The sequence below is a fragment of the Planctobacterium marinum genome (assembly GCF_020687805.1).
Classification (GTDB): Bacteria; Pseudomonadota; Gammaproteobacteria; order Enterobacterales; family Alteromonadaceae; genus Planctobacterium; species Planctobacterium marinum.
The window spans coordinates 271,607-294,876 of sequence record NZ_JAJEWQ010000002.1; the positions used below are offsets into that span (position 1 = coordinate 271,607).

The 23,270-nt window shown below is 47.9% G+C and carries 17 protein-coding genes; 14 read left to right on the forward strand and 3 right to left on the reverse strand.

The features are described 5' to 3' along the window. Positions 1-59 precede the first annotated feature (59 nt). From LJ740_RS06520 to LJ740_RS06565, 10 genes are all read left to right on the forward strand, one after another. Positions 60-773, forward strand: a complete 714-nt coding sequence (locus LJ740_RS06520) for a DUF6776 family protein (RefSeq protein ID WP_229528269.1) — start codon at positions 60-62, stop codon at positions 771-773. Beyond that, on the forward strand, positions 751-1,674 hold the full coding sequence (locus LJ740_RS06525; RefSeq protein ID WP_229528270.1) for a hypothetical protein: 924 nt from the start codon (positions 751-753) through the stop codon (positions 1,672-1,674). The genes LJ740_RS06520 and LJ740_RS06525 overlap by 23 nt, the downstream gene beginning before the upstream one ends. A gap of 28 nt (positions 1,675-1,702) precedes the next feature. Further along, the gene (locus LJ740_RS06530; protein WP_229528271.1) at positions 1,703-2,116 is read left to right on the forward strand and encodes a DUF4112 domain-containing protein; all 414 of its coding nucleotides are present in this window, start codon (positions 1,703-1,705) and stop codon (positions 2,114-2,116) included. Positions 2,117-2,204: 88 nt separating this feature from the next. Then, positions 2,205-2,549, forward strand: a complete 345-nt coding sequence (erpA, locus tag LJ740_RS06535; RefSeq protein WP_229528272.1) for an iron-sulfur cluster insertion protein ErpA — start codon at positions 2,205-2,207, stop codon at positions 2,547-2,549. Between the two features lie 206 nt (positions 2,550-2,755). Further along, positions 2,756-3,850 (forward strand): efflux RND transporter periplasmic adaptor subunit, encoded by a 1,095-nt coding sequence (locus LJ740_RS06540; RefSeq protein WP_229528273.1) that lies wholly within the window; start codon positions 2,756-2,758, stop codon positions 3,848-3,850. A 1-nt stretch (position 3,851) separates the two neighbouring features. After that, complete coding sequence (locus LJ740_RS06545) at positions 3,852-6,992, forward strand: efflux RND transporter permease subunit (protein ID WP_229528274.1); 3,141 nt, start codon at positions 3,852-3,854, stop codon at positions 6,990-6,992. Between the two features lie 23 nt (positions 6,993-7,015). Further along, complete coding sequence (locus LJ740_RS06550; protein WP_229528275.1) at positions 7,016-7,591, forward strand: glutathione S-transferase family protein; 576 nt, start codon at positions 7,016-7,018, stop codon at positions 7,589-7,591. A gap of 4 nt (positions 7,592-7,595) precedes the next feature. Continuing rightward, positions 7,596-7,988: an SMU1112c/YaeR family gloxylase I-like metalloprotein gene (gloA2, locus tag LJ740_RS06555; protein WP_229528276.1), complete on the forward strand. Its 393-nt coding sequence runs from the start codon at positions 7,596-7,598 to the stop codon at positions 7,986-7,988. Positions 7,989-8,099: 111 nt separating this feature from the next. Then, positions 8,100-8,477, forward strand: a complete 378-nt coding sequence (locus tag LJ740_RS06560) for a hypothetical protein (protein ID WP_229528277.1) — start codon at positions 8,100-8,102, stop codon at positions 8,475-8,477. Between the two features lie 291 nt (positions 8,478-8,768). Further along, the gene (locus LJ740_RS06565; protein ID WP_229528278.1) at positions 8,769-11,984 is read left to right on the forward strand and encodes a two-component regulator propeller domain-containing protein; all 3,216 of its coding nucleotides are present in this window, start codon (positions 8,769-8,771) and stop codon (positions 11,982-11,984) included. A 14-nt stretch (positions 11,985-11,998) separates the two neighbouring features. Here LJ740_RS06565 and LJ740_RS06570 read toward each other — a convergent pair whose 3' ends face one another. Genes LJ740_RS06570 through LJ740_RS06580 form a run of 3 tightly spaced genes read right to left on the reverse strand, consistent with a single transcriptional unit; the run spans position 11,999 to position 16,883 of the window. Then, on the reverse strand, positions 11,999-13,564 hold the full coding sequence (locus LJ740_RS06570) for an adenylate/guanylate cyclase domain-containing protein (protein WP_229528279.1): 1,566 nt from the start codon (positions 13,562-13,564) through the stop codon (positions 11,999-12,001). A gap of 21 nt (positions 13,565-13,585) precedes the next feature. Then, complete coding sequence (locus tag LJ740_RS06575; protein WP_229528280.1) at positions 13,586-14,179, reverse strand: HD domain-containing protein; 594 nt, start codon at positions 14,177-14,179, stop codon at positions 13,586-13,588. Positions 14,180-14,189: 10 nt separating this feature from the next. Then, positions 14,190-16,883, reverse strand: a complete 2,694-nt coding sequence (locus LJ740_RS06580) for a DUF2339 domain-containing protein (protein ID WP_229528281.1) — start codon at positions 16,881-16,883, stop codon at positions 14,190-14,192. 133 nt (positions 16,884-17,016) lie between these two features. Here LJ740_RS06580 and LJ740_RS06585 point away from each other — a divergent pair, with 133 nt between their 5' ends. From LJ740_RS06585 to LJ740_RS06600, 4 genes are all read left to right on the forward strand, one after another. Next, entirely contained in the window at positions 17,017-17,427 is a 411-nt protein-coding gene (locus LJ740_RS06585; RefSeq protein WP_229528282.1) for a GFA family protein, read from the forward strand. 84 nt (positions 17,428-17,511) lie between these two features. After that, positions 17,512-20,163 (forward strand): alpha-amylase family glycosyl hydrolase, encoded by a 2,652-nt coding sequence (locus tag LJ740_RS06590; protein WP_229528283.1) that lies wholly within the window; start codon positions 17,512-17,514, stop codon positions 20,161-20,163. 20 nt (positions 20,164-20,183) lie between these two features. Next, positions 20,184-21,110, forward strand: a complete 927-nt coding sequence (locus LJ740_RS06595; RefSeq protein ID WP_229528284.1) for an alpha/beta hydrolase — start codon at positions 20,184-20,186, stop codon at positions 21,108-21,110. Between the two features lie 182 nt (positions 21,111-21,292). Then, a complete protein-coding gene (locus LJ740_RS06600) occupies positions 21,293-23,116 on the forward strand; it encodes a trans-sulfuration enzyme family protein (protein ID WP_229528285.1) in 1,824 nt (607 codons plus the stop codon). Positions 23,117-23,270 lie beyond the last annotated feature (154 nt).

Here is a 23,270-nt window from a genome sequence, read left to right on the forward strand (position 1 = left end):
CGCTGTTTCTGGTGTGTTTATAATAGCCGCATGTGCATTTTTATCGGGACTTTTTGCCGGTGCAGCTAAACCACCTCAAAGCGCGACTGGGCGCTTTTCGCTTCTATTTGGCGCTGATTGCCGTGATGTTTTTTTCAGGTTGGTTGGGCTATACCTGGTCAGGGCTGAAACACGAGCAGCAACAGGAAGAGATTCAAACCCTAAACCAGTCCATCAATAACCTGGTTACTGAAAACGATCGCTTAACACGAGATATCAATATATTGGGGGTCGATTTAGAAGTAGCCCGCCTGGCGGCAGAAGAAAATCGCAAGCGCTTTCAGCAGCAAATGAGCACCGAAAATGAATTGCGCCGCGAGTTGAGTTTCTATCAAAAAGTGATGGCTCCTGAGCTGGAACAGGATGGCTTTGTTATTGATTCATTTAATGTCGAGCCTACGGCCAGCGATGGCTTTTTTCGATACGCCATGATCCTGATGCAACAAGATCGGCATCGCACAACGGTTAAAGGCAGGGTAAAGATAAGCCTGGTGGGCAGTCACGCCGGCAAGCCCAGTGAGATTCAGTTAACTGACAGCATGACCGAGAATTCCGATGATATGGAATTTAGTTTTCGTTATTTTGAAGTACTCAAAGGCGAGTTTTCTATTCCTGATGACTTTGCACCCGAGCTTATTGTGGTGGAGTCTTATCTGAAGGACAAGAAGTGGGGCAGCGATTATTTGAAGCGCACCTTCGAATGGCAACTCAATGAGTCAGCAATCAGTGAATAACTTCAACAGCAACAGGCAAAACATCCTGCTGCCGATGTTTTTGTTGCTCTTCCTGGGGACGAGTACTTTTGCTGCATGGGCCAAACCAACCATGATTTGGTTGCGCCCCAAGTCCTATGGCGTGGTGGTGGTCGGCACCAGAATCGTTGCCGGGCCGGAGTTGCAATTTATGCGTTGGCTGGCAGACCGGTTGCCCGAATATGAACATCAATTTGAATCCTATCCACTAAAACGCAACTGGCATCTCATAAAACACAATCGGGACCCGCAACAAGCCTATTGTTTCTATGGCGCCACGCACAATGTTGATCGGGAGACATGGGGAGTATTCACCGAACCGACAACGGTATTATTACCTTACCCTATCGTGGCAAAGCAGGGGAGCCTGGACGCCTGGCTGGAAAACGACATGATATCCGTGGCGACACTGATGCAGGCCGGAAAAAGCACCGCCTTGTTTAATGGTGTGACAAATATGTGGACATCCGTTGTAGAGCAGTATTCCGATAGTCAGCAACAGGTATTTACTCTGGATGCCGGGGAGCGGGATGTGGGTATGTTAAGTGCAGAACTGCTCAAGAAGGGACGCATTGATTTTGCCTTTGTGGGGTCCGGTCAGCAGGAGATCAGCAAGATTGAATCTAAACTGGCCATGAAGTTGAGTGTCTATCAAACACGAGAACTGGCGGATAACGTGGTGGCAGGTAATCGCCTGCTATGCGAAAAGTCCGTGTTGGGCCAGAATATTGCCGAAAATCTTAACAAGGTCTTGTTCGGTATTCAGCAAAGTGCCGACGTTAATCGCGAATTTCGCGACCTCAACTTTGAGGTGATTGGCTATCATCCGTCATTGCGTCCGGCGTTTAACTATCACTGGCAACAATATTTTGCGACTAACTAAAGTCATTGAGTTACAGGTGGGTCACCCGATGAAACAAGAGATCAAAGCTCCTCAGGAACTACTCGCAGCACAGCGTCTGGCAAATGTTGCTGACACAGCAATTCGCATTCCGGGAATCGGCATCAATGTGGGGTTGGATTTTCTGATAGGCCTTATCCCGGGGATAGGTGATGCTGTCATGACTTTAGTGGCGCTGAGAATTGTCTATCTGGGGCGCAAACTGGGTATGCCTAAAGCGTTGCAACGCAAGATGGTACGCAACAGTTTGTTGGATTTCGCCTTTGGCTTTATTCCTGTGGTGGGTGATATCGTGGATTTATTTTACAAAGCCAATAAACGCAATGTACGTATTATGGAACGCTGGTGGCTGGCTCAGCATCAGGTTGATTTAAAGCAGCAGACGCAGGCAAAACTGGATGCCTGGCAAGAAACGCAGCAATAGTTGACTGATTTACTCAGGTATTAGATAATTCGCCACGCTTTGCATTTGTCATTAAATGCGTTTTGTTGTTGTTTTTTCCGAGGTATTAATGTCAGCCACTTCTGAGTTTCCGATTAATTTTTCTGATGCAGCCGCTTTAAAAGTCAAAAGCCTGATCGAAGAAGAAGAAAATCCTGAGCTTAAGTTGCGTGTTTACGTGACCGGTGGCGGCTGTTCTGGCTTCCAGTACGGCTTTACTTTTGATGAAAAGGTCAACGACGGCGACATGGTGATTGAGAAAGAAACGGTTTCTTTGGTGGTCGACCCGATGAGCCTGCAATATCTGATGGGGGGAACGGTAGATTACACGGAAGGTTTGCAAGGCGCCCGTTTTCTGGTGGATAACCCCAATGCTGAGACCACCTGTGGTTGTGGTTCTTCCTTTAGTATCTGATCTGCCATTCCATATCATCTGTCCATTTCTGACAAATTGTTACCAGCACGGCCTGTAGTAGCGATTTGACACATTTTAGTCAGCTAATTGACCAATTTTAGATAGTTTTTCTGGTCATTTGTCTTAATATATTACCTGCTCTGGAACATCGCCTGCCATCGCTCGGGGTGATGTGTGTCACCTGTTTTTATTCGCAAGGAATGTACATGTCTCGCTTAATTACACGTTTTCGTCAACAACCTGTCTGGATTGCACTAATCATAAGCCTGTTTCTGGTGCTGTGGATCGCCTCCGGCATGGTTTCAGGTCAAACCGAAGGGCCCGTTAAAGAGAAACAGGATGCGTTGCTACAAAAGGTAGAAGTAACCACCTTTGTAGCAGACAACGTGAATAAAGAAGTGTCCATTTATGGCCGCACCGAGCCAGACCGCATGGCCACGTTAAGGGCCGAGGTTGCGGCTCAGGTAACGGAGATTTTGGCGTCGGAAGGGGCCAGTGTCAGCGCCGGACAACTGTTATTCCGGTTGGATGAAAAAGACCTTAAACAGCAGGTTCGTTCCGCACAGGCGACGGTGAAGCAACGGGAGTTAGAACTGCAGGGTGCAGAGTCTCTGAAACAAAAAGGTCTGCAGTCGGAAGTGACGATTGCCCAGTCGCTTGCCAATCTGGAGTCGGCCAAATCGCAACTGATTGCACTGCAAATCATGTTGCAAAATACTGAAGTTAAGGCCCCTTATGCCGGTGTATTGAATACCCACGCTGTTGAGGTAGGTGATTACGTCAAAGTGGGTGATCCGCTGGCCACTTTGGTGGACTTAGATCCGTTAGTAATACGTGCCGATGTCACCGAAAATGACATTGCGGCGTTACGCAAAGGGCAATCAGCTCAGGCGCGTCTGGTTTCCGGTCGTCAGGTGTCGGGGCAGGTGCGTTACATTGCCAGTGTGTCCAATGAGGGCACCAATACCTTTAAGATTGAAGTTGCTGTGCCAAATCCGGAAGGACAATATCTGGCCGGTATGAGCACACAACTGGTTATCCCGCTGGAAGAAACACTTGCCGTCAGAGTTACACCGGCCGTGATGTCATTAGATGAGCGTGGCGAGCTGGGGGTTAAAACCGTAGATGCTGACGACACAGTGCATTTTGTGCCTATCAATATGGTGAAAAGTGATAACGAAGGCGTCTGGTTGAGCGGTTTAGGTCATCAGGCAGATATCATCACGCTTGGTCAGGGCTTTGTGCGCGATGGCGACAAAGTAGAAGTGGTGCGAGCTTCCGATATCGTACAGGTGAAATAACATGCGCAGTATTATTTCTTCATTACTGACGCGCACCCGTACGGTGCTGATGATCTTTTTGTTGTTGCTGATTTCTGGCACGGTGACTTACATCAATATTCCTAAAGAATCGAATCCCGATGTACCGATCCCCTTTATTTACGTCTCTATTGTACACGACGGTATTTCTCCTGAAGATGCGGAGCGGATGTTGGTCAAACCGATGGAAAAGGAGCTGCGTTCCATTGAAGGGGTGAAGGAAATGACGGCCAACGCCGGAGAAGGACACGCCAGTATTACCCTGGAGTTCTTGGCCGGTACTGACTCTAAAGTGGCACTGGCGGATGTCCGCGACAAGGTGACGGTGGCCAGAGGGAAACTGCCTTCAGATTCTGAAGAACCCACTATTCACGAAGTCACGATGGCCGGCGAACAGCCGGTGGTGACCGTGGTGTTATCGGGTGAGGTCAGTGAACGGGCCCTGATCAGCCTGGCTCGCGAGTTGAAGAATCGCCTGGAAGGCATCAAAGAAGTATTAGAAGTAGAAGTGGGTGGCCAGCGGGAAGACCAGGTGGAGATCATCGTCGATCCGCTACTTCTGGAAAGCTATGGCCTGGATCAAAACGACATACTCAATCTGTTATCCCGCAACAATCGACTGGTACCTGCCGGTACTCTGGACACCGGTGCCGGTAGTTTTGCCGTTAAAGTTCCCTCGGTATTTGAATCGGTAAAAGACATTTTTGAGCAGCCTGTAAAAGTGGAAGGCGACCGGGTTATTACCTTCCAGGATGTCGCCACCATTCGCCGCGCGTATAAAGATGCCAACAGTTTTGCCCGGGTCAATGGTAAATCATCGGTGTCGCTGGAAGTCAAAAAGCGTCCCGGCGAGAACATTATTGATACCGTGGCAAAGGTTAAAACCCTGATCTCGGCTGCCCAACAAACGCCCTTGTGGCCAAACAGTGTGCAGGTGGCCTACACCGGAGATCAGACGAAAGATGTCTTGTTGATGCTCAGCGATCTGCAAAACAATGTCAGCACAGCCGTATTACTGGTGGCGATTGTCATTGTTGCTATTTTAGGTTTGCGCACGGCGGCACTGGTGGGCATCGCCATCCCCGGCTCATTTTTAACCGGCATTTTGTTAATTTCCGTGTTTGGCTACACCCTGAATATGGTGGTGCTGTTCTCATTAATTATGGCGGTAGGCATGCTGGTGGACGGTGCCATCGTGGTGACAGAATACGCTGACCGGTTAATGAGTGAAGGGGTTGATCGCAAACAGGCCTATGCAGGAGCGGCACAGCGAATGGCCTGGCCGATTATTGCCTCAACGGCGACCACCCTGGCGGCGTTTGCGCCACTGATGTTCTGGCCCGGCATGATGGGCGAGTTTATGAAGTATTTGCCCTTTACGCTGATTGCCACACTTTCAGCCTCGTTGCTGATGGCACTGATTTTTGTGCCGACGTTGGGCACTATCATCGGCAAGCCGCGTTATATTACGCCGCAGGCCAAGGCGCAAATGATTCAGGCTGAAGAAGGGGACATTCGCACCCTGACCGGCTTTACCGGAAAATATGTGCGGGTATTGGATAAACTGATCTATCACCCGTGGAAAGTGCTGCTGTCGGCTATCGTTATTGCAGTATTGTCTTATACCGCTTACGGGGTTTCCGGACTTGGGGTTGAGTTTTTCCCTCATGTCGACAGCCCTGGTATTAACATTAATGTGCGCTCTCATGGTGACTTATCTATCTATGAAAAAGATGCGGTGGTGCGCAAAGTGGAAAATCGCTTACTGGATTTAGACGAAGTGGAAACCCTTTACGCCCGTACCGGCGGCGATCAGGTGGGCTACCTGCGTCTGAATCTGGTGGACTGGCAATATCGTCGTCATTCCGATGAGATTCTGAAAGAGGTACAACAGCGTCTTCGGGATTTACCTGGGCTGGATCTGGAAATATCACCAGATCAGAATGGTCCACAAAGCGGTAAAGATTTGCAAATTCAGTTAGCTTCCCGGTATCCGGAGTTGCTGGATGAAGCGGCACTGAAAATTCGCCGGGCCCTGGATGCCAACGAGAGTTTTACCGCGGTCAGTGATACAGCCACAAAACCCGGACTGGAATGGATGCTCAAAGTGGACCGCAGCGATGCCGCCCGGTTTGGAGCGGATGCCACCCTGGTGGGTAACACAGTACAGTTTGTGACGGCCGGATTAAAAATTGGCGAATATCGCCCTGATGATGTCGATGATGAAATAGACATTCGCGTGCGCTTCCCGGAAGAAGACCGCTTTATCGGCAAACTGGATGAGTTACGGGTAAAAACCGCTTCGGGATTGGTGCCGATTTCAAATTTTGTAGAGCGTAAAGCACAACCCAAAACCGATCTTATCCGACATATTGATAGCCGAAGAGTTATTCGGGTTGAAGCCAATATGGTACCGGGCATTTTGCTGGATCACGAATTACCCAGGTTGCAGGAGCAACTGCCGGATTTGGATATTCATCCTGATGTTGAAATTACCATAAAGGGCCAAAATGAGCAGCAACAGGAATCACAGGACTTTTTGGGCAATGCCTTTTTAGTGGCACTGTTTGTAATGGCCATCATTCTGGTTACCCAGTTCAACAGTTTCTATCAGGCCTTTTTGATTTTAAGTGCGGTGCTGTTTTCCACGGTGGGAGTGTTCTTAGGGTTGGCCATTGTGCAAAAACCGTTTGGTATTGTGATGTCAGGCATTGGGGTTATTTCATTGGCGGGGATTGTAGTAAACAATAATATTGTACTCATCGACACCTACAATATTCTGCGGCGTGAAGGAATACCGGCGATGGAGGCCATTTTGCGCACCGGCGCGCAGCGTCTCAGGCCGGTATTGATGACCACGGTGACCACGATTTTAGGCCTGTTACCTATGGTGTTGGAGGTGAATATCGATGTCATTGGCCGCAACATTGAGTTGGGCGGGCCTTCTACGCAATGGTGGTCGCAATTGGCTACGGCAGTAGCAGGAGGTCTGGCATTTGCTACACTATTAACATTAGTATTGACGCCTTGCTTGTTAGCCTTAAAAGTTAAACGAGACTTGCGCAAGCAAAGTGTATCCTATGCTGAAAATACGTCTGAGCCAGTGCCTCAGGTCGCAAAATAACACGTAACACAGAAGGAATTTTCATGTTAAAGCTTTATGGCTCCACCACGTCACCTTATGTGCGTCGGATTCGTATGTTGTTGGCCAATGTTGAGCATGACTTTGTCAACATGCAGATTTTCTCCGGCAAAGACCGCGATTACCTGATGTCAAAAAACCCGACGTTAAAAATTCCTATGCTGGAAGATGGCGACGATGTCATTTACGACTCCCGGGTGATTTTTCGGTATCTGGTGGAAAAATACAGTTTACCGGCATTAACCTGGAATCAGGAAAATTTGCTGACGGTTATCGACTCTATCAATGACTCGCTGGTGCAACTGTTATTGTTACAGCGTTCCGATATCGAGTCCGACGATGACAAATTATATTTCAGGTTGCAGGATGAACGCGTCAGTCACGCCTTTTCACATCTCAATAATGCCGTAGAACAGGGGGCTTTTGAACATTGGGAATACCCTGAAATCTGCCTGTTTTGCCTGTTGGACTGGACGGCTTTCAGACAACTGCACGAACTGGCCAGTTATCCCGCCTTACTGGGGTTTATGAGCCAGCACAAAGCGCGAATCGAAGCTTCGTCTACCGATCCCCGGGAGTGAAGCTGTGCTTTCCGGCATGCATCACGTGGCCATAATCTGTTCAGATTATGGCCGTTCTAAACACTTCTATACTGAAGTTTTGGGATTGCGTGTCATTGCTGAGAATTACCGGGCAGAACGCGATAGCTACAAACTGGATCTGTTATTGCCTGATGGTACCCAAATCGAACTGTTTTCCTTTCCTGAACCACCCGAGCGACCGTCTCAGCCGGAAGCCTGTGGTTTGCGACACATAAGTTTCAGAACAGAAAGCCTGCAGGACAGTATCCGTCACCTTAAGCAGCAGGATATTGAGGTAGAGCCGGTCAGGATTGACCCCTATACCGGCGCCAGTTTTACCTTTTTTCAGGACCCTGATGGTTTGCCGCTTGAACTATATGAACTCAAAAGACCCTAGGATAATTGAAACTTAAGACCCGTGTTTCGGTAAAAAATAGTTGCTAAAAGAATGTGGTTTAAATCACTCTGCAATATACTGAATAGTATGCTCAACGCGGAGATGAATTCAGTGGATGCCAATACTGACAGGGTCGTACCAGATAAATACAAAAAATTGCAGAAAGAATGGAAAGTGTACGAAAGGATATGGAGTTCAGCTCACTACTTTCTTGGGCTGGCTGCTACGATCCTTGCATTCCTGGCTACCACAAAAGGAACGGCTGGCACTACAGAAGATTCCAATCTGATCACCACTTACACCTTATTGTCAGGCGTACTTGCTGTCACTCTCACTTTTTTAAGTCCTGCTTCACGCAGAAAAGCCTACACAGAATCCTGTGATTTGATGCGTATCGCCAGATTGAGGTATGAAACAGAAGAGACCATGACGGTGAAAGATCTCAATGATGTTGTTCAAAAAGCGCAGGAGATAATTGCTAAACGTTGAGCCTGAGGCCCGGATGAGTTTATTTACACTTTGATGTAATACCAAAACAATGTGTATCAACAAATCTGCTTTGGTACGTTATCCGACCTGGAGTTTGCATTATTACACCCCGATATACCTCGTTTGCTATAGGTTCCTACACCACAATTGTTTTTGACGCGTTCTGTCAGGCTATCTATGATTAGATTTAGACAGGTGATTGTGGAATTCTAAATGCACATGCGTAGTGCGCTCAGGTTGGCGTGTGATATATATAGCGGAATAATGCGGTCCGTTGTCTGGTGTTCGGTTGTGCTGTTTTGTTCTGTACAAAGTCAGGCACAAATGTTCTTCGAAAGTATCGGCAATGCTGAGCTCATCCCGGACAACGTGGTAACCGATATTGCGCAGGATAAACAAGGGTTTCTGTGGATCGCTACCGCTGCCGGAGTAGTGCGTTACGATGGCTACCGCTACAAGTTATATTCGCACAATGCCTATGATAACACCTCCATTGGAGGCAATTTCGTGCGCAACATCAATGTCTTTGATGATGGTACGGTATGGTTATCTACCGAGCCCGGCGGCGTGTCCATTTATAATCCCGAATCAGAGGGCTTTACCCGATTATTTAGTGAGCAGTTTCTTTTGGAAAACCCGGACCTTTCCAGTGTCGCTCAAATTTTACGGGATCAACAAGATCAGATTTGGTTAGCCACCAATACCGGGCTTTTCCTGGCGACGCTTCAGGGAGAACTGCTGGCTCATTATACGGTTGAACATGGCATTCCTCACAATGGAATTCGTGCATTATTACGAGACAAAAACGGTGAAATTTGGGTGGGGACCCGCGCTGGACTGGCGCGTTATTCCAGAGCGAATGATGTTTTTGAGCGGGTAACCGCCAACAATGCGGATGTTAAGAATCTCTATATCAGAACACTGTTTGAAGATGATATGGGGCAAATCTGGATTGGCAGTAATGCTTCTGGATTATGGCGCTTCGATCCCGAAAGTGGACTTTTATTACAGGCGCTGGCAGAACAGCCAGAAGAGTATCAAAAGAGCACTATTTACGATATTTTTCAAAAGGATGATAAGGAAATCTGGGCCGCGCGATTTGGTGGAATAGACCGAATCGCTATCAAAGATGGGCGCTGGTTGTCTCGCAGTATTCACGATCCGTCCGACAGTTTCAGTCTGGCTAACAATGATATCCGCACCATGCTCAAAGACCGCTCCGGCTTAGTGTGGATTGGCGGTTATGGGGGTGGTGTACAGCGGGTGTTAGGTGACCAGGACTGGGTTAAAACCCTGAGATTTAGCTTACTGACTGAAAATGCCCTCACTGAACCTAATGTCAGTAGTGTTCTGGCATTGTCCTCTGGCGATATTTGGGTGGGTACTCGCGGTGGTGGAATCAATGTTGTTAAGTCCGGGCAAGGGGTAGTTGGCAGCCATAAACCGGAAATCAATGTTGCCGGTAAATTGCAATCTGGCTGGATAACGGCAATGGCAGAAACGTCCAATGGTGAAATTTGGGTGGGGGTTAATCCAGGACAACTGTATCGATATAACCCGTTCAGTGACGAGTTTTTCTTATATACCCAAAAACAAGGATTGCCCAGAGTCAACATTCGGGCGATACGACCTTCTGTTAACGGCGGAGTATGGGTGGGCACCAATTCAGGATTAATTTATTGGCAGCCAGATACTGATAAGTTTATTCGTTACCCTATGCAGGATGGCAATGTCATGCGGGATGGCATTAACGCCCTTCACGAACAGGAAAACGGACAATTACTGGTAGCCACAGGGGCAACGGGATTGTATGTGGTGAAACCGGGGACAGAATACCTGGTAGCGGTTGATGGGCAAGATGCAAACGGCCGATTACTCAATACCATAAGTATTGTCGGCTTGTTATACGACAGCCAGAAACGCCTGTGGCTGGATACGCCAGCAGGTCTTCATCTTGCTATATTTGATGACGCCGGGATCGCCCGGCTGGAAAACCACAGTGAAAAAGCCGGCTTTGGTGGCCGCCCTATGGGCGCAAATTTGCTGGAAGACAAGTTGGGTAGGATCTGGAGCCCTACTCATGTCTATGAACCAGAATTAGCGAGAATGACGCCATTGCAAAGAGCGGATGGTGTCGATATTGGTACCAACTGGTTTCGGTCGTACACCAGGACGTCGCATGGAGAGTTTTTATTTGGTGGTAGTCGGGGCCTGATGATGGTGAAGCCGGAGCGCTTTTCATTATGGGGTTATCAGCCTGCTGTTGTGGCTTCTGAATTGTGGATTGACGGTGAATTAGTCAATAGCGGGCGACTGGCACAGGATGGGTTGACCTTAGAGCCGGGCCAACGGCGCTTCAGTATCGAGTTTGCGGCACTGGATTTGTCAGCACCGGACAAAAACCGGTATCGGTACCAGCTAGTGGGTTATGATCGCAACTGGACGCAGGTAGATGCCGCGCGCCGCATTGCCAGCTACAGTAATCTCTGGCCCGGAGAATATCTTTTTCAGGTGGAAGGTACCAATCGCACCGGTCAAAAAAGCAATCAGAATCTGACCTTTAGCGTCTACATCAAGGCTCAATACTGGCAAACTGGTTGGTTTATCGGCCTGTGTATATTTCTGGCAATCTCACTGTTTTACGGTGGCTTTCGGATCCGCACACAATGGATCAAAGCCAGGGCGAGAGCGCTGGAAAGTCTGGTGGAGGAGCGCACTCAGGAGCTGAAAAAAGCCCAGGCTGATTTTATTGAACAAGAAAAAATGGCTTCTCTGGGGGGCCTGGTGGCAGGGGTTTCTCACGAAATTAACACCCCAATGGGCATTGCCTTAACGGCTGCTACCGCATTGTATGATGATTGTCGCTGGCTGGAGAATAAAGTCAGTGAAAACAGGCTGAAGCGCAGCGATTTGGAAAAGCACCTTAATAAGCTGCGGGAATCCAACAAGATCATTTTAAGTAGTCTGGAGCGGGCCTGTGCATTAACTGCCAGTTTTAAACAAGTGGCAGTGGATCAAACCAGCGAACAGCGCAGAGAATTTGAACTTAAAACGCTGCTTCAGGATATTCAGCGTTCGCTGAATTCCTTGTATTCAAAAAAAGGCCACAAGCTCATCATTGATTGCCCGGATGGAATTAAGCTGGATAGTTATCCTGGGGCACTGTTTCAGATATTTACTAATCTGGTCAATAATTCGGTGTTACATGGTTTTGCTAATAACAAACGGGGCAGTATTACTATCAGTGCCAAAAAGCAAGCAAATATGCTGTTTATCGAGTATCGAGATGACGGTGTTGGCATGACCGCCGAAGTGAAGAAAAAAGCCTTTGAACCCTTTTTTACTACGCGCCTGGGGGTAGGCGGTTCAGGCCTGGGGATGCACCTGGTTTACAACTATGTTTCGCAGGTACTGGGCGGTAAAATATCCATAAAAAGCGCTCCAGGAGAGGGATTTACCTGCTATATCGAATTACCATTTTTTGCTCCCACGAAAAAAGGCCAATGAGCTTATTGTTACTTTCAGGCTGTGATTACTTGTGCAGGGGCCAGAAAATACATTTGTTGTGGATCGTGGTTTTTCACCGATAAGACCCCGCGTGACTGAACGGCAACCTGATCGCCCAACTGATTTAAGGTGTTCTGAGATATATTTATTCTGCCAGGCTCGCTGGCGCTTTCCATACGGGCTGCCAGGTTAACAGTATTGCCCCAGATGTCGTAACTGAACTTGCGCTTGCCAACTACGCCCGCCATTACCGGACCGCTGTGAATACCGATGCGAATATCGAATACACATAGTCCTTTAGCGGGGTTACTGGCTTTCAGTTGTTCGCCAATCTCCAGCATTTTTAACGCTAACTGCACGCATTTTTGTGCGTGATCGTCGCTGCGAACGGGCAACCCGCCCGCCACCATGTAGGCATCGCCTATGGTTTTAATCTTTTCTAAGCCCAGTTCCCCGACAGCCTGATCATAGCGCTCGAAATAGGCATTGAGAGAGTCCACCAAAACCTGAGGCGAAACCCCTGAGGCAATGCGGGTAAAGCCGACAAAATCAGAAAATAACAAAGTGGCGCACTGGTAATGTCTGGCCTGAGTATGGCCCTTTTCTTTCAGCTCAATTGCGGTGTGTTCCGGCAATATGTTGAGAATGATCTTCTCTGACTTTTCTTTCTCTGCACTGAGCTCCTGAGTGCGTTGCTGAATGAGTTTTTCCAGCCAGGCATTTTTGCCCAGGCCCTGTATGCGCGACAGCACGTGGTCAGGGTCCGGACGCAAGCGAAAATTATCACTGCGCTGTAACATCAGTATTTTATCCGCGTGGTCAATCAGCACCAGGGTAGGCAACAAGGTGTCCTGGCCAAAACGGCTCAGCCCGGCCAGCGAGCCGCCTTCATGCACCAGTTTATATTTTGACGAAAAGCTGAAATCCCGGTCCACCAGATAATCGCAGGCCACATCGTATTTGGCGGCCAGCTTTTGCATTTCCTCGTGGGGCTCTGCACTGACAAAGGCCAGATGAATACCTTCATCCTGGATTTGTTTGTAGTGGGCCATCAGCACGGCTATTTGTGCTGTACAAAACGGGCACCAGCTACCACGAAAAAAATAAAACAGTATTGGCCCCTGGCTCAGTGTTTTTCGGGTGATCGGGTTGCCCTGAGGATCGTCAAACACAAAACCCGGAAAGTGATTACCTTCCTCCAGACCTGTTAGCTGTAAGCGCAATTTAGGTAATCCCCGGGTTAACAACCAAACCAGGCAAAGATGCAAACAAGACACGGCTATGGGCAACAGATAGTGTAACCAATGATTTGATACGGAGAGGGTCAGCAACACAAAACTGCTCAGCATAACCAGCAGTAACGTGTTTTGGCGGGAGCGGGTTTCTACCTGTTGTTGCTGATTATTGATAAGGGTGTAAATGGGAAACACACTGTTTATCAGAACAAACCCTAATCCGGGCCAGGAAAAATTAAAATACAGCCATAACAGTAGTAGAGGGCTGCTGGCAAAAGTCAGCAGCATAACCGGTACAATCAGGGCATTCTTCATTCGCTGTTGTAATTTAAATGCCCGTGTCATGGTTACTATCCCGTCCAGTTGTTATTGGTCTTTGAGCCAGCCCTTGTTAACGGCGATTTCTATTTGTGCGCAAACATACTGCCAGATGGCCGGTGCAATCACTTCCAGGTATTGATTGCGTTTTAACACCTGAGACTTTTTAACACCGTGTTTAGCCCAACTCCCGCCTTCGTTTTGCATGTTTTGCAGCAGCGGTAAAATACGATCCATGGCTTTGGCGAATCTGGCGTCGGCTGTTGTTGCCTCTTCAAACTCTAACCATAAAGAACGGTATTCCTGGAATTGGCTTTCAGGCAGTAATCCAAAAATGCGATTGGCGGCGGCTAATTCCTTGCCATGCTGCGCATCCAGATCACCTTGCTCTGAAAAGGCGAAAGTATCACCGGCATCGATTTCCACGATATCGTGTATTAGCAGCATTTTAATAACCCGCAGTAAGTCCACCTCTTCTGCGACGTGTTCCTGAAGAACAGGGGCCAACATGGCTATGTGCCAGCTGTGTTCCGCGCTGTTTTCCTGGCGATTATTATCGGCTTTCACCAGCGCCTGACGGTAAACGGCTTTGAGTTTATCCAGTTCCAGAATGAAGTTGAGTTGTTGTGCTAGTGCATCCATGAAATTTCCTTTAATTAACCGGGGCAGTGGGGGGCAATGGCGATTTTTGAATCTTTTGAAATAGCCAGCCAATTCCCACCAGAGACAAACCTAAGCCTATAAATGACAAGGCTCTGTACAAGCCTTCGAGGTTAGCCATATCCACCAAAAAGGCTTTCAGAACCACCATTGCCAGCAGTCCAAAACCCACTTTCTTAATAGTGTTATTGCCTTTCAGGTGTGCCATAAAAATACTTGTGGTTGCCAGTAACAACCAGACGAACGAGTAAGTATACAGCTCTGAGTCAGAAGTTTCAGCCAGCAGGTTTATGGTACCGCCCTGAAACTGGTTGCGGATCATGCCATTGACAAATAAAAACAGGTACACACCGGCGATGGTTTGCGCCGGTTGTTGTAGCAGGGTTGGCAACAGGCGAAAGCGAATTAATCCGATGAGTAGTAAGGCCGGTAAAGCCCACAAGGGGAGCAGCCAGTTAATGATACCTGTGCCAACAGCAATATCGGAAAAATACGGGGAGCCATACACTGTAATACCTAACTGCAGTAATAAGCTTAAGGTCAGCAGTCCAAGTCCGGCCAACTGGTAGAGGGGTTTTCCTGTGCTGGACGCCTGCATTCGCCATAGATAGACGCAACCCAATAGCATCCAGTTGAATGCCAACAACACACTTTCATTAAAGGTTAGATCACCGGGGGTCGGGTAATGGCCCACGAGCAACCAGGACGTCTCTGTGGTCACGAACAATGCGATCAGATGCAAGATGGCACCGGTTATCCAACTGCACAATGTTGCAGAGTCACTGTAGCGATAGGCCAGAGCAAGGGCACAGACAGCAAGCGGGTAAACAATGAGTGTCCAATGCAGGGTAAACAAGGTTTCGTCGGCATAGTTATCCAGCCAGGGGCTTAAGGTTAACCGCAGGGTGGCGATACCAATAGCCACTTTAAATAACCAGTCAGGCAGAGCCACCAGATATTTCCGGGTCAGGTAACACATGCTGGTTACCTGCACCAACAAGGCTAATGTCAACAGGCTCTTACTCAGAACAAGGGTCAGACACAGGGTGACACAGGCATTACACAGAATCAGCCAACTCACTTTATGCAAATGATTGGCCGCTCTGGTAGCCACATAACAACTGATAGCTGCCAGGAGCAGTAATTCGGTGATCCAAACCGGGTTGAGTATGCTGTTGGCAGCAATCGGAGACCAAAAATAACTCAGACTGTAGCTGCTAATCGGGGCTAAAACCAGCAGCAACAGATAGGCGATTCTGTCGGGATAAACTTTGCTCATTAGCGCTGCGTAGATGACAAACACAAGCGCCAGTATTTGTGCGAACAAATAGCCACTGCGGAAGGGAAACAGGTTGTCATTTAAGTCGATTGGGACAGCGAATAAATATAATGAAAACAGCGCAAATATTAGCGCCAAAAAGGGCCAGCTATCAAGTGCGCTGTATCGAACTGCACTGACTAATAACACCGAGCCCAACACCAGATTAACCAGTGTCAGATTAATATCGCTACTGAATTGCCAAAGCATAAAGCTCAGCAGTATGACGCAAAACAATATCGGAAGGTGCTCTTTGCGGGGCATTAACAAGGTGTGTACCGGAAGTGCCTGAGTCAGTGTTTTTTGTAATCGCCAACCCATTAAATCGGACAAAATAAACAGATAAATCGACAGTAGTGCGGTGATTAAGATGATCAGAATATCCGTTTCTTGTGCGAAGGCTGTTGCCGCTGAAAACCACACAAAATGGCCAATCAGGGCCTGCCACCAAAGCCAGGATTTTGATACCCGCTGACTCACCCAAATGGCAGCTGCAGAGATAAAACAAACATACAGCAACAACAAGGTAATATTGGCAGAGTCTGATGAGACCAACACTGGCACCAGATAAGCGCCAATGATACCCACCACCGCCATGATTGGCCCGTAGCGCAACGCTAAAGAGATGGCCGATAACGATATGATGGCCAGTAAGCCAAACGCCACCGGATTAGCAATAAACTGATAAACATCCCAGGCCACCATGGTCATGGCAAAGCAGGTAATACTGCCGCCACTGGCAATAGCCGCCACCACATGACTGGAATGAATGGCAAAACGTTCCGCGTGGCGATTCAGATATTCTGCCAGCGCTACCAGTGCAATACCAAACAGGGTGCCGCCTGTGACTCTCAGAGCGGGTGAAATTAAATTAGCCTCTATTGCATAGCGGGCCAGAAATAGTCCGCCCAACGCCAGTACCAGGCCGCCCAACCAGAGAAATAGATTTTTTCTCAACCAGATTTCCAGGTCGAAACCTTGCTTGCTGGTGGAAGGTGACACCTTGGTCTTAGCTACTTTTGAGGACTCGGTGACAGATGCCGGTGCTGGGTTTATCTTTGTTGCAGCATGCTCAGCATCAACAGGTGGCGTTACCTTATTTGAGGGAGTTGAATCTGTGGTTGCACTGGCGCTGATTTCGCTGGTGTCATTTTTCACAGCCATAGCGCTGATATTATCGGGGGGATTTTCCAGTCTGGCCATCTGAGACTGCAGTTTGTTGAGCTGGATATTGAGCAGCTCAAGTCGACTGGTGAGGGTTTTATTAACCTGCAACAACCGCTTGATTTGAGATTTGTTTTGGAACGAAATAATCGCCGCCACAAAAACAAATAATCCCACTAATAAAATTAAAACCATGACGTCCATTTTGTTTAACTCATAACGCTTTCCTGTTATTGATTCTACGCCTGAACAGAGAGAAATGGGAAAATATTTACTGGCGACATAACAAAATAAGGGGCTACACTGTTAACGCCAACCACGTTTTAAGGAGAACTCTATGAGCCACACTCAGTCAGGTCGTTGTCAGTGCGGTAGTGTAAAGCTTGAACTCAATTTGCCGCATCCGCTCAAGTGCTATGCCCCAAGGGCCTGTAATTGTGATTTTTGCACCTGCAGAAATATCAGCTGGTTGTCGGATCCTAAAGGAAAACTGGCGATTCGCGCTGATTCTCACATAGACAGATTAAAACAAGGCTCTGAGCAAGCTGAGTTTATCACCTGTCACCATTGCCATGACGTGGTGGCAGTGTGTTTAGCGATAGACGGGGGATACGTGGGAGCGGTTAACAGTCAGGCGCTGGATGAAAGTACTTCCTGTAAAGCTGCGCAGGTGGTGTCACCACAAAAATTGGCGGCAGAGGAAAAAGTGAAACGCTGGTCCCTCATCTGGATGCCAGTTACCTTCTGAGCAACTGCAAACGTATTCATCGGGTAAATGCAACAGAAAACACTAGTATTAGACTAAGCCTGACTGAACATAGTGCGTTTATTTGTGAATCATAAATACCTTGTTGCTCTCCTGTTTTCTCCCTTTCTGATAAGTGTGGTTACTGCCTGTTCCGCTCAAAAGCCGCAGCAGGCCAGTGAAGACGTGCAAAATAAGGTTATATCAGAAAATCAGACACTTAATAGAGAACTCCGGCATGTACCGTCTCCGCAGTGGCAGGATCAGATCATTTACTTTTTAATGACCGACCGTTTTAACGATGGTGACCCCACTAATAACGACATGGGGCGAGGTGAGTACGATCCGAGTAAGGAAAGCCATTATAACGGTGGTGATATCCCGGGTATTACGCAAAAGCTGGACTACATACAGGACTTAGGCGCAACGGCTGTGTGGCTAACACCGCCGGTCGCTAATCAGTGGTGGAGTAGTGACTCTGAATATTCCGGGTACCATGGTTACTGGGCTCGGGATTTTAAAAAAGTGGATGAGCATTATGGCACCCTGGAGGATTACAAGGCGCTTTCAGCGGCGCTGCATCAAAAGGGCATGTACCTGATTCAGGATATTGTCGTCAATCACAGCGGCATCTTTTTTGGTTATCAGGGGGAATACGATCCTGAAGATACCGCAAAAAACTTTGTGCTGTTGGAGCAGAGCTTTCAGGCCGCACCTGAGATGGCACCATTTAATAGGGTGAATCGTCTAAATCCGGAACATGCCGAAGCCGGTATTTACAACTGGACTCCCGGAACATCGAATTATCAGAGCCTGGAGCAGCAATTTACCTATCAATTGGGCAATCTGTCAGATATTAATACCAAAAATCCGGCAGTGATTGCGGCATTTAAAGATGCTTATCGCTGGTGGATGACTGAAGTTGGCGTAGATGCCTTTCGCATCGATACCGTTAAATATGTGGAGCACAGTTTCTGGCAGCAATTTTTGCACGATCAGGATGGCATTTATGCCCAGGCAGAGGCTCTGGGTAAAAATCATTTTTTAACCTTTGGGGAAGTGTTCGAAGCATCAAAACCATTCGACACGGAAGGCGAGAGCAAGGTTGTTAGTTTTTTAGGTAGTGAGGATAAACCTGAACTCAACTCAGTGATTGGCTTTCCTTTGTACTTTGAAATTGGCAGTGTTTTAGGGGAAGGCAAGCCAACAGCGCAACTGGCTTTTCGGTTGCAGGCATTTATGGAGATGTATCCCGATCCCTATGTAATCCCTAACTTTATTGATAATCACGATACCAAGCGCTTTTTAGCGGGTGCCAGTGAAGCAGCATTAAAACAAGCACTGGCGTTGTTGTTAACTATTCCCGGAATACCTGTGATTTATCAGGGCACCGAGCAGGGCCACCAGGAATCAAGACAAGCCATGTTTGCCGGAGGCTTCCTCAGCGAGCAAGACCAGTTCAATCGAGACTCTGAGCTATTCCGCTATATCAAAGCGTTAGCGGCAATACGCAAGGCCCATCCGATATTCAGCCGTGGTGACTTGACCTTGTTGGCGTCCAATCAATCCGGCCCCGGCGTTCTGGTATACAAGCGTCAATATCAGGGGCAGACGGCTATCATAGTACTTAACAGCGCCGACCATGCTGTGTTGTTATATGGCGTAGAAACCGGGCTGCAAGCCGGTACGCAATTGCATAGCTTGTACCAAAACGTTGCGCTGACAACGCCTGAAATTGCCGCAGAAGGGAACCTGTCGATGGAGTTGCCCGCCAGAGCTGTGGCGGTGTATTTGTCCTCTGATAAACCGCCACAAGCTTCGGAAAACAAGGCGCCTCAGGTTTCTATACATTTAGATAGCTCGATTGATGGCAAAGTGTTTGAACAAGATATCCTGGTGTCAGGCACTTTTAGCGAGGCTGACGCGACCATTAAACCGATATTAAACGGCAACCTCGATACTGCGCAGCGGATTAAAACGGATCGCCAGGGGCGGTGGCAGGCAGTGATCCCGGTGCGAAACCTGGGTAAAACGCAATACGAATTACAGCTGTATGCTCCTGACCACAACTTTGTGTCGGACACCCAGCGATTTGCTGCAAGCGTGTCTGAACCGCAAGTTCAGGTCATTGTGGCTGATGCCAAAGGCGATGACCGGGGTGAATCCGGACACTATTTACGACCTCAACAAAAGGCCAGCGAGCAGCAGATGGACATATTGCAAGTGGATGCGCAAACGGCTGGCGCTAATTTAAAACTCACCCTGAAAATGAACCAGATAAGTGATTACTGGCTCCCGTCCAATGGCTTTGACAATACCAGTTTTACCCTGTTCTTTGATTTTCCTGAGCAAGAGGGCGCCCACACTCTGCCGCTGCTTAACGCCACTATGCCGGAAAATCGCAGCTGGGATTTGGCGCATGTGGCCTATGGTTGGGGTAATTACATGTATCGTTCAACTCATGCATCGGCGAATGAAATGGGCCAGAAGGTAGGCATTGCACCCCAGGTTAGTGTGGATAAAGATAGAGGTGAAATTAGCTTTTTCTATCGCGGCGAACAGTTTGGGGTCAGCGATTGGCAAGATGTGTTCATCTACCTGACCACCTGGGATATCTCAGGTGAAGGTGCCTACAGGGAATTGACCCCTGAGGGAGGCGAGTGGCAATTTGGCGGTGGCGAGCACCATGACGCCAAAATCATGGATTCGGTAAAACTACAGTTATCAGCGCTACAGTGACGCTTATCGGAGGCAAATTAATGAGCAGCAGAATTCTTTTAACACTTTGGTTTTTGATGGTGAGCACCCTGTGTCAGGCTGTTGAAGTGAGCAGCGGTACCTTAAAAAGGCTGGAGCCGTTTGGCTCTGAATTGTTTCCACAAAAAAACGTCTTTATCTGGTTGCCGGAAGGCTACAGTACAACTAAAAAATACGCAGTGTTGTACATGCACGATGCACAAAACCTGTTTGATGCCGATAGTACCTGGAATAAACAGGCCTGGGATGTTGATGATGTCGGTACTGAACTGATGGCACAGGGGCGGGTGAAAGATTTTATTGTGGTGGCGGCCTTTAATGGCAATCACAATGGTAAGTTTGCGCGTCGCAACGAGTATTTTCCGCAAAAGGTCTTCGAGAGCCTGACACCTCAGTGGCAGCAGCGCCTGGTCAGCGCCACAAGCTACAACCAGCCATTGTTTCAGGGGGAAATTCGCTCTGATGATTATCTCAAATTCCTGACTCAGGAATTAAAGCCTTATGTAGATAAGCACTATTCGGTTCACACCGACAAAGATAATACCTTTGTGATGGGTTCCAGTATGGGAGGCCTTATTTCCCTGTATGCCATCAGTGAATATCCCGATATTTTTGGTGGGGCTGCTTGTCTTTCGACACATTGGCCTGGCGGTAATCCTGAGGCTGACAGCCCCATTCCTGAGGCGTTTGCAGCTTACATGCGGGAAAATCTGCCAGATCCCGACAGCCATAAAATCTATTTTGATTTGGGCACGGAAACACTGGATCAATACTATCCACCATATCAGGCACTGGCGGATAAAGTGATGCGGGAAAAGGGCTATGATTATCAAAATTGGATCACCAATACCTTTGTAGGTGATGGTCACGAAGAGCGATTTTGGCAAGCGCGTTTACACATTCCTTTGTTGTTTTTACTGGGACAGTAAATATTTAACATTTTTGTTATACCTTATATCAATTAAATCAAGGGATTAACTGACAGCTGTAAATAAAAAGTAAACATATCTTGCCTGTTCGGGCGGATTTATTTGTGGTGCTTTTCTGGAAAAAAGTGAGCGCGGGCGTTAAAACGTCGTCCAAAATAACAATCACAAAAAATCTGAGAAGTATGAACATGTCCGAACAGGTCGAAACAGCAAAGATCCTCTCCCCTAAACGAAATACCAGCGTCGCTACAACAGTCAACCAGTTAGCTGAAGAGCAGTTAGCGCACTTTGGTATCGACCCTAAAACTGAATATGGCAAGTGTCTGTTTGAAGCGGCCGCGCACTTGTATCAGGCGCAGATTGATATTTCCAATCTGTGGCAGGTAACTTCTAAAACATTGGCCACTTTAGATCGCAAAGACAAAATTGCTTACTTCAATGCTAAGAAGTTTTTGAGCTTCCAAATTGCCAAGGTTCTGGATACCTTACAAAACCCATTCCGGGCCACCTTCCAGAGTTTGCAGCAACAAACCGGCTCGCAAGTGGCAAAAACTCACTATCCCTTGTTTGATAACACTACCGCCTTATTTTCTGCGACACCGGTAGTAGTGCGCACGGCCACTTATGTATACGCCTGTACTGAATGGGTTGACGACGCCTTCCAGGGTAAAGAGGCCACTCACCAGATTTATTCGCGTTTGTTAAACCCCACTAATATTTCTCTGGCGAACGCCATCGTAGAAATGGAAGCTGGCCCCTATGCAGGTGATTATCTGGCGTGGAACTTCAACTCCGGTATGGCGGCGATTGATGCCATGTTGTCTAACGTACTGGGTCACGGTGATGTGCTAATTGTATCGCGCAATGTGTACGGCGGTGTTTACCAGTTGCTGCACGACTATTTTGCCAGAAAGAACCGCATGGACATCCAGATCGAATGGTTTGATGGCTATGACGCAGATACTTTTGAAAGCTTCATGAAGGACGTGAAAGCCAAGCATCAGGCGCGTCTGGAAACTCACGATCTGCACGTTTACATTGAATCTCCCTGTAACCCCCATGGTTATGTATTGGATGTTGCCGGTATCTGTAAAATTGCTCATCAGGACAACCATGTGGTGATGCTGGATTCCACCCTGGCAACGCCGGTTTTACATCAGCCTCTGCAACGTTCCGACAAACGCGAGCGTCCGGATTATGTGGTGCACAGTTACACCAAAGACATCTGCGGTAGCGGTGCTACAACAGCGGGTGTGGTGATTGCTGAAACCTGGCGCATGTTCCAGGCCAAAGGACAGTGTGTTAATGACTACGACTGGTCGCGTACTATGTTCTGGGACGTGTACTACATTAAAGGTGCCTTCCTGGATTCAGAGAAAGCTTTTGATGTCTTAACCGGTATGAAAACCCTGGAGCAGCGAATTCTGGCGAAGAGCATTAATGCTCAGGTGTTGAGCCAGTTCTTCCATTCTCACCCGGAAATCAGAGTGCATTGCCACAGTATTGAAGGCAACCACAATGCCGCCATCAAAAACAAACAAATGCGTCATGGCTGGCCTTGTGCCTTGTTCACTCTGGACATGGAAAAATCCGGTCTTGAGCGTGATACCTTTGTGCGTTTCTTTGATGCATTGGAGCCTGCATTCAGTCACCAGGTCAGCATCGGCCAGAACAATACCATCATTTTGTGCCCAGCCTTAACGTCTCACTCGGAAATGGGCGAAGCAGAACAAAAAGACGCGGGCATCTACCTGACGACTATGCGTATTGCTACAGGAACTGAGAACATCAAGGAGCTGATTGCCCACTTTATAAACGTGGTACGCCTGCACATCGACCCGGTATCGCCTGGATTCAGTGATAAGTTTATGACTCCAGAAGCGGTAGATGAGCTATACATGCAGGTAGCCAGCAAGTTCTGTCAGCAGCACTATTCAAGCACTGCACCACTGACACAACTGCTGAGCGGACGCTTTGAAGACGCTGCGAATAGCGTAGTTGCATAATCCCAATGGATACTTAACCGTATCCTGATTGAAGTGGAATTAATTTCATAAAAAAGCCGCAATTGCGGCTTTTTGTTGTTTGGCAGTGAATTGATACTGACTGTTTTTAGCTGAAATCACAAAGCTAAGCGATGTTATAGTGACACTTTGCTGA

Bases quoted from the DNA above. Each gene is read 5' to 3' on its own strand.
- LJ740_RS06595 (WP_229528284.1), top strand. From the start codon at position 20,184: ATGAGCAGCAGAATTCTTTTAACACTTTGGTTTTTGATGGTGAGCACC.
- LJ740_RS06545 (WP_229528274.1), top strand. From the start codon at position 3,852: ATGCGCAGTATTATTTCTTCATTACTGACGCGCACCCGTACGGTGCTG.
- LJ740_RS06530 (WP_229528271.1), top strand. From the start codon at position 1,703: ATGAAACAAGAGATCAAAGCTCCTCAGGAACTACTCGCAGCACAGCGT.
- LJ740_RS06585 (WP_229528282.1), top strand. From the start codon at position 17,017: ATGAGCCACACTCAGTCAGGTCGTTGTCAGTGCGGTAGTGTAAAGCTT.
- LJ740_RS06575 (WP_229528280.1), bottom strand. From the start codon at position 14,179: ATGGATGCACTAGCACAACAACTCAACTTCATTCTGGAACTGGATAAA.
- erpA (WP_229528272.1), top strand. From the start codon at position 2,205: ATGTCAGCCACTTCTGAGTTTCCGATTAATTTTTCTGATGCAGCCGCT.
- LJ740_RS06600 (WP_229528285.1), top strand. From the start codon at position 21,293: ATGAACATGTCCGAACAGGTCGAAACAGCAAAGATCCTCTCCCCTAAA.
- LJ740_RS06570 (WP_229528279.1), bottom strand. From the start codon at position 13,564: ATGACACGGGCATTTAAATTACAACAGCGAATGAAGAATGCCCTGATT.
- LJ740_RS06525 (WP_229528270.1), top strand. From the start codon at position 751: ATGAGTCAGCAATCAGTGAATAACTTCAACAGCAACAGGCAAAACATC.
- LJ740_RS06550 (WP_229528275.1), top strand. From the start codon at position 7,016: ATGTTAAAGCTTTATGGCTCCACCACGTCACCTTATGTGCGTCGGATT.
- LJ740_RS06580 (WP_229528281.1), bottom strand. From the start codon at position 16,883: ATGGACGTCATGGTTTTAATTTTATTAGTGGGATTATTTGTTTTTGTG.
- LJ740_RS06540 (WP_229528273.1), top strand. From the start codon at position 2,756: ATGTCTCGCTTAATTACACGTTTTCGTCAACAACCTGTCTGGATTGCA.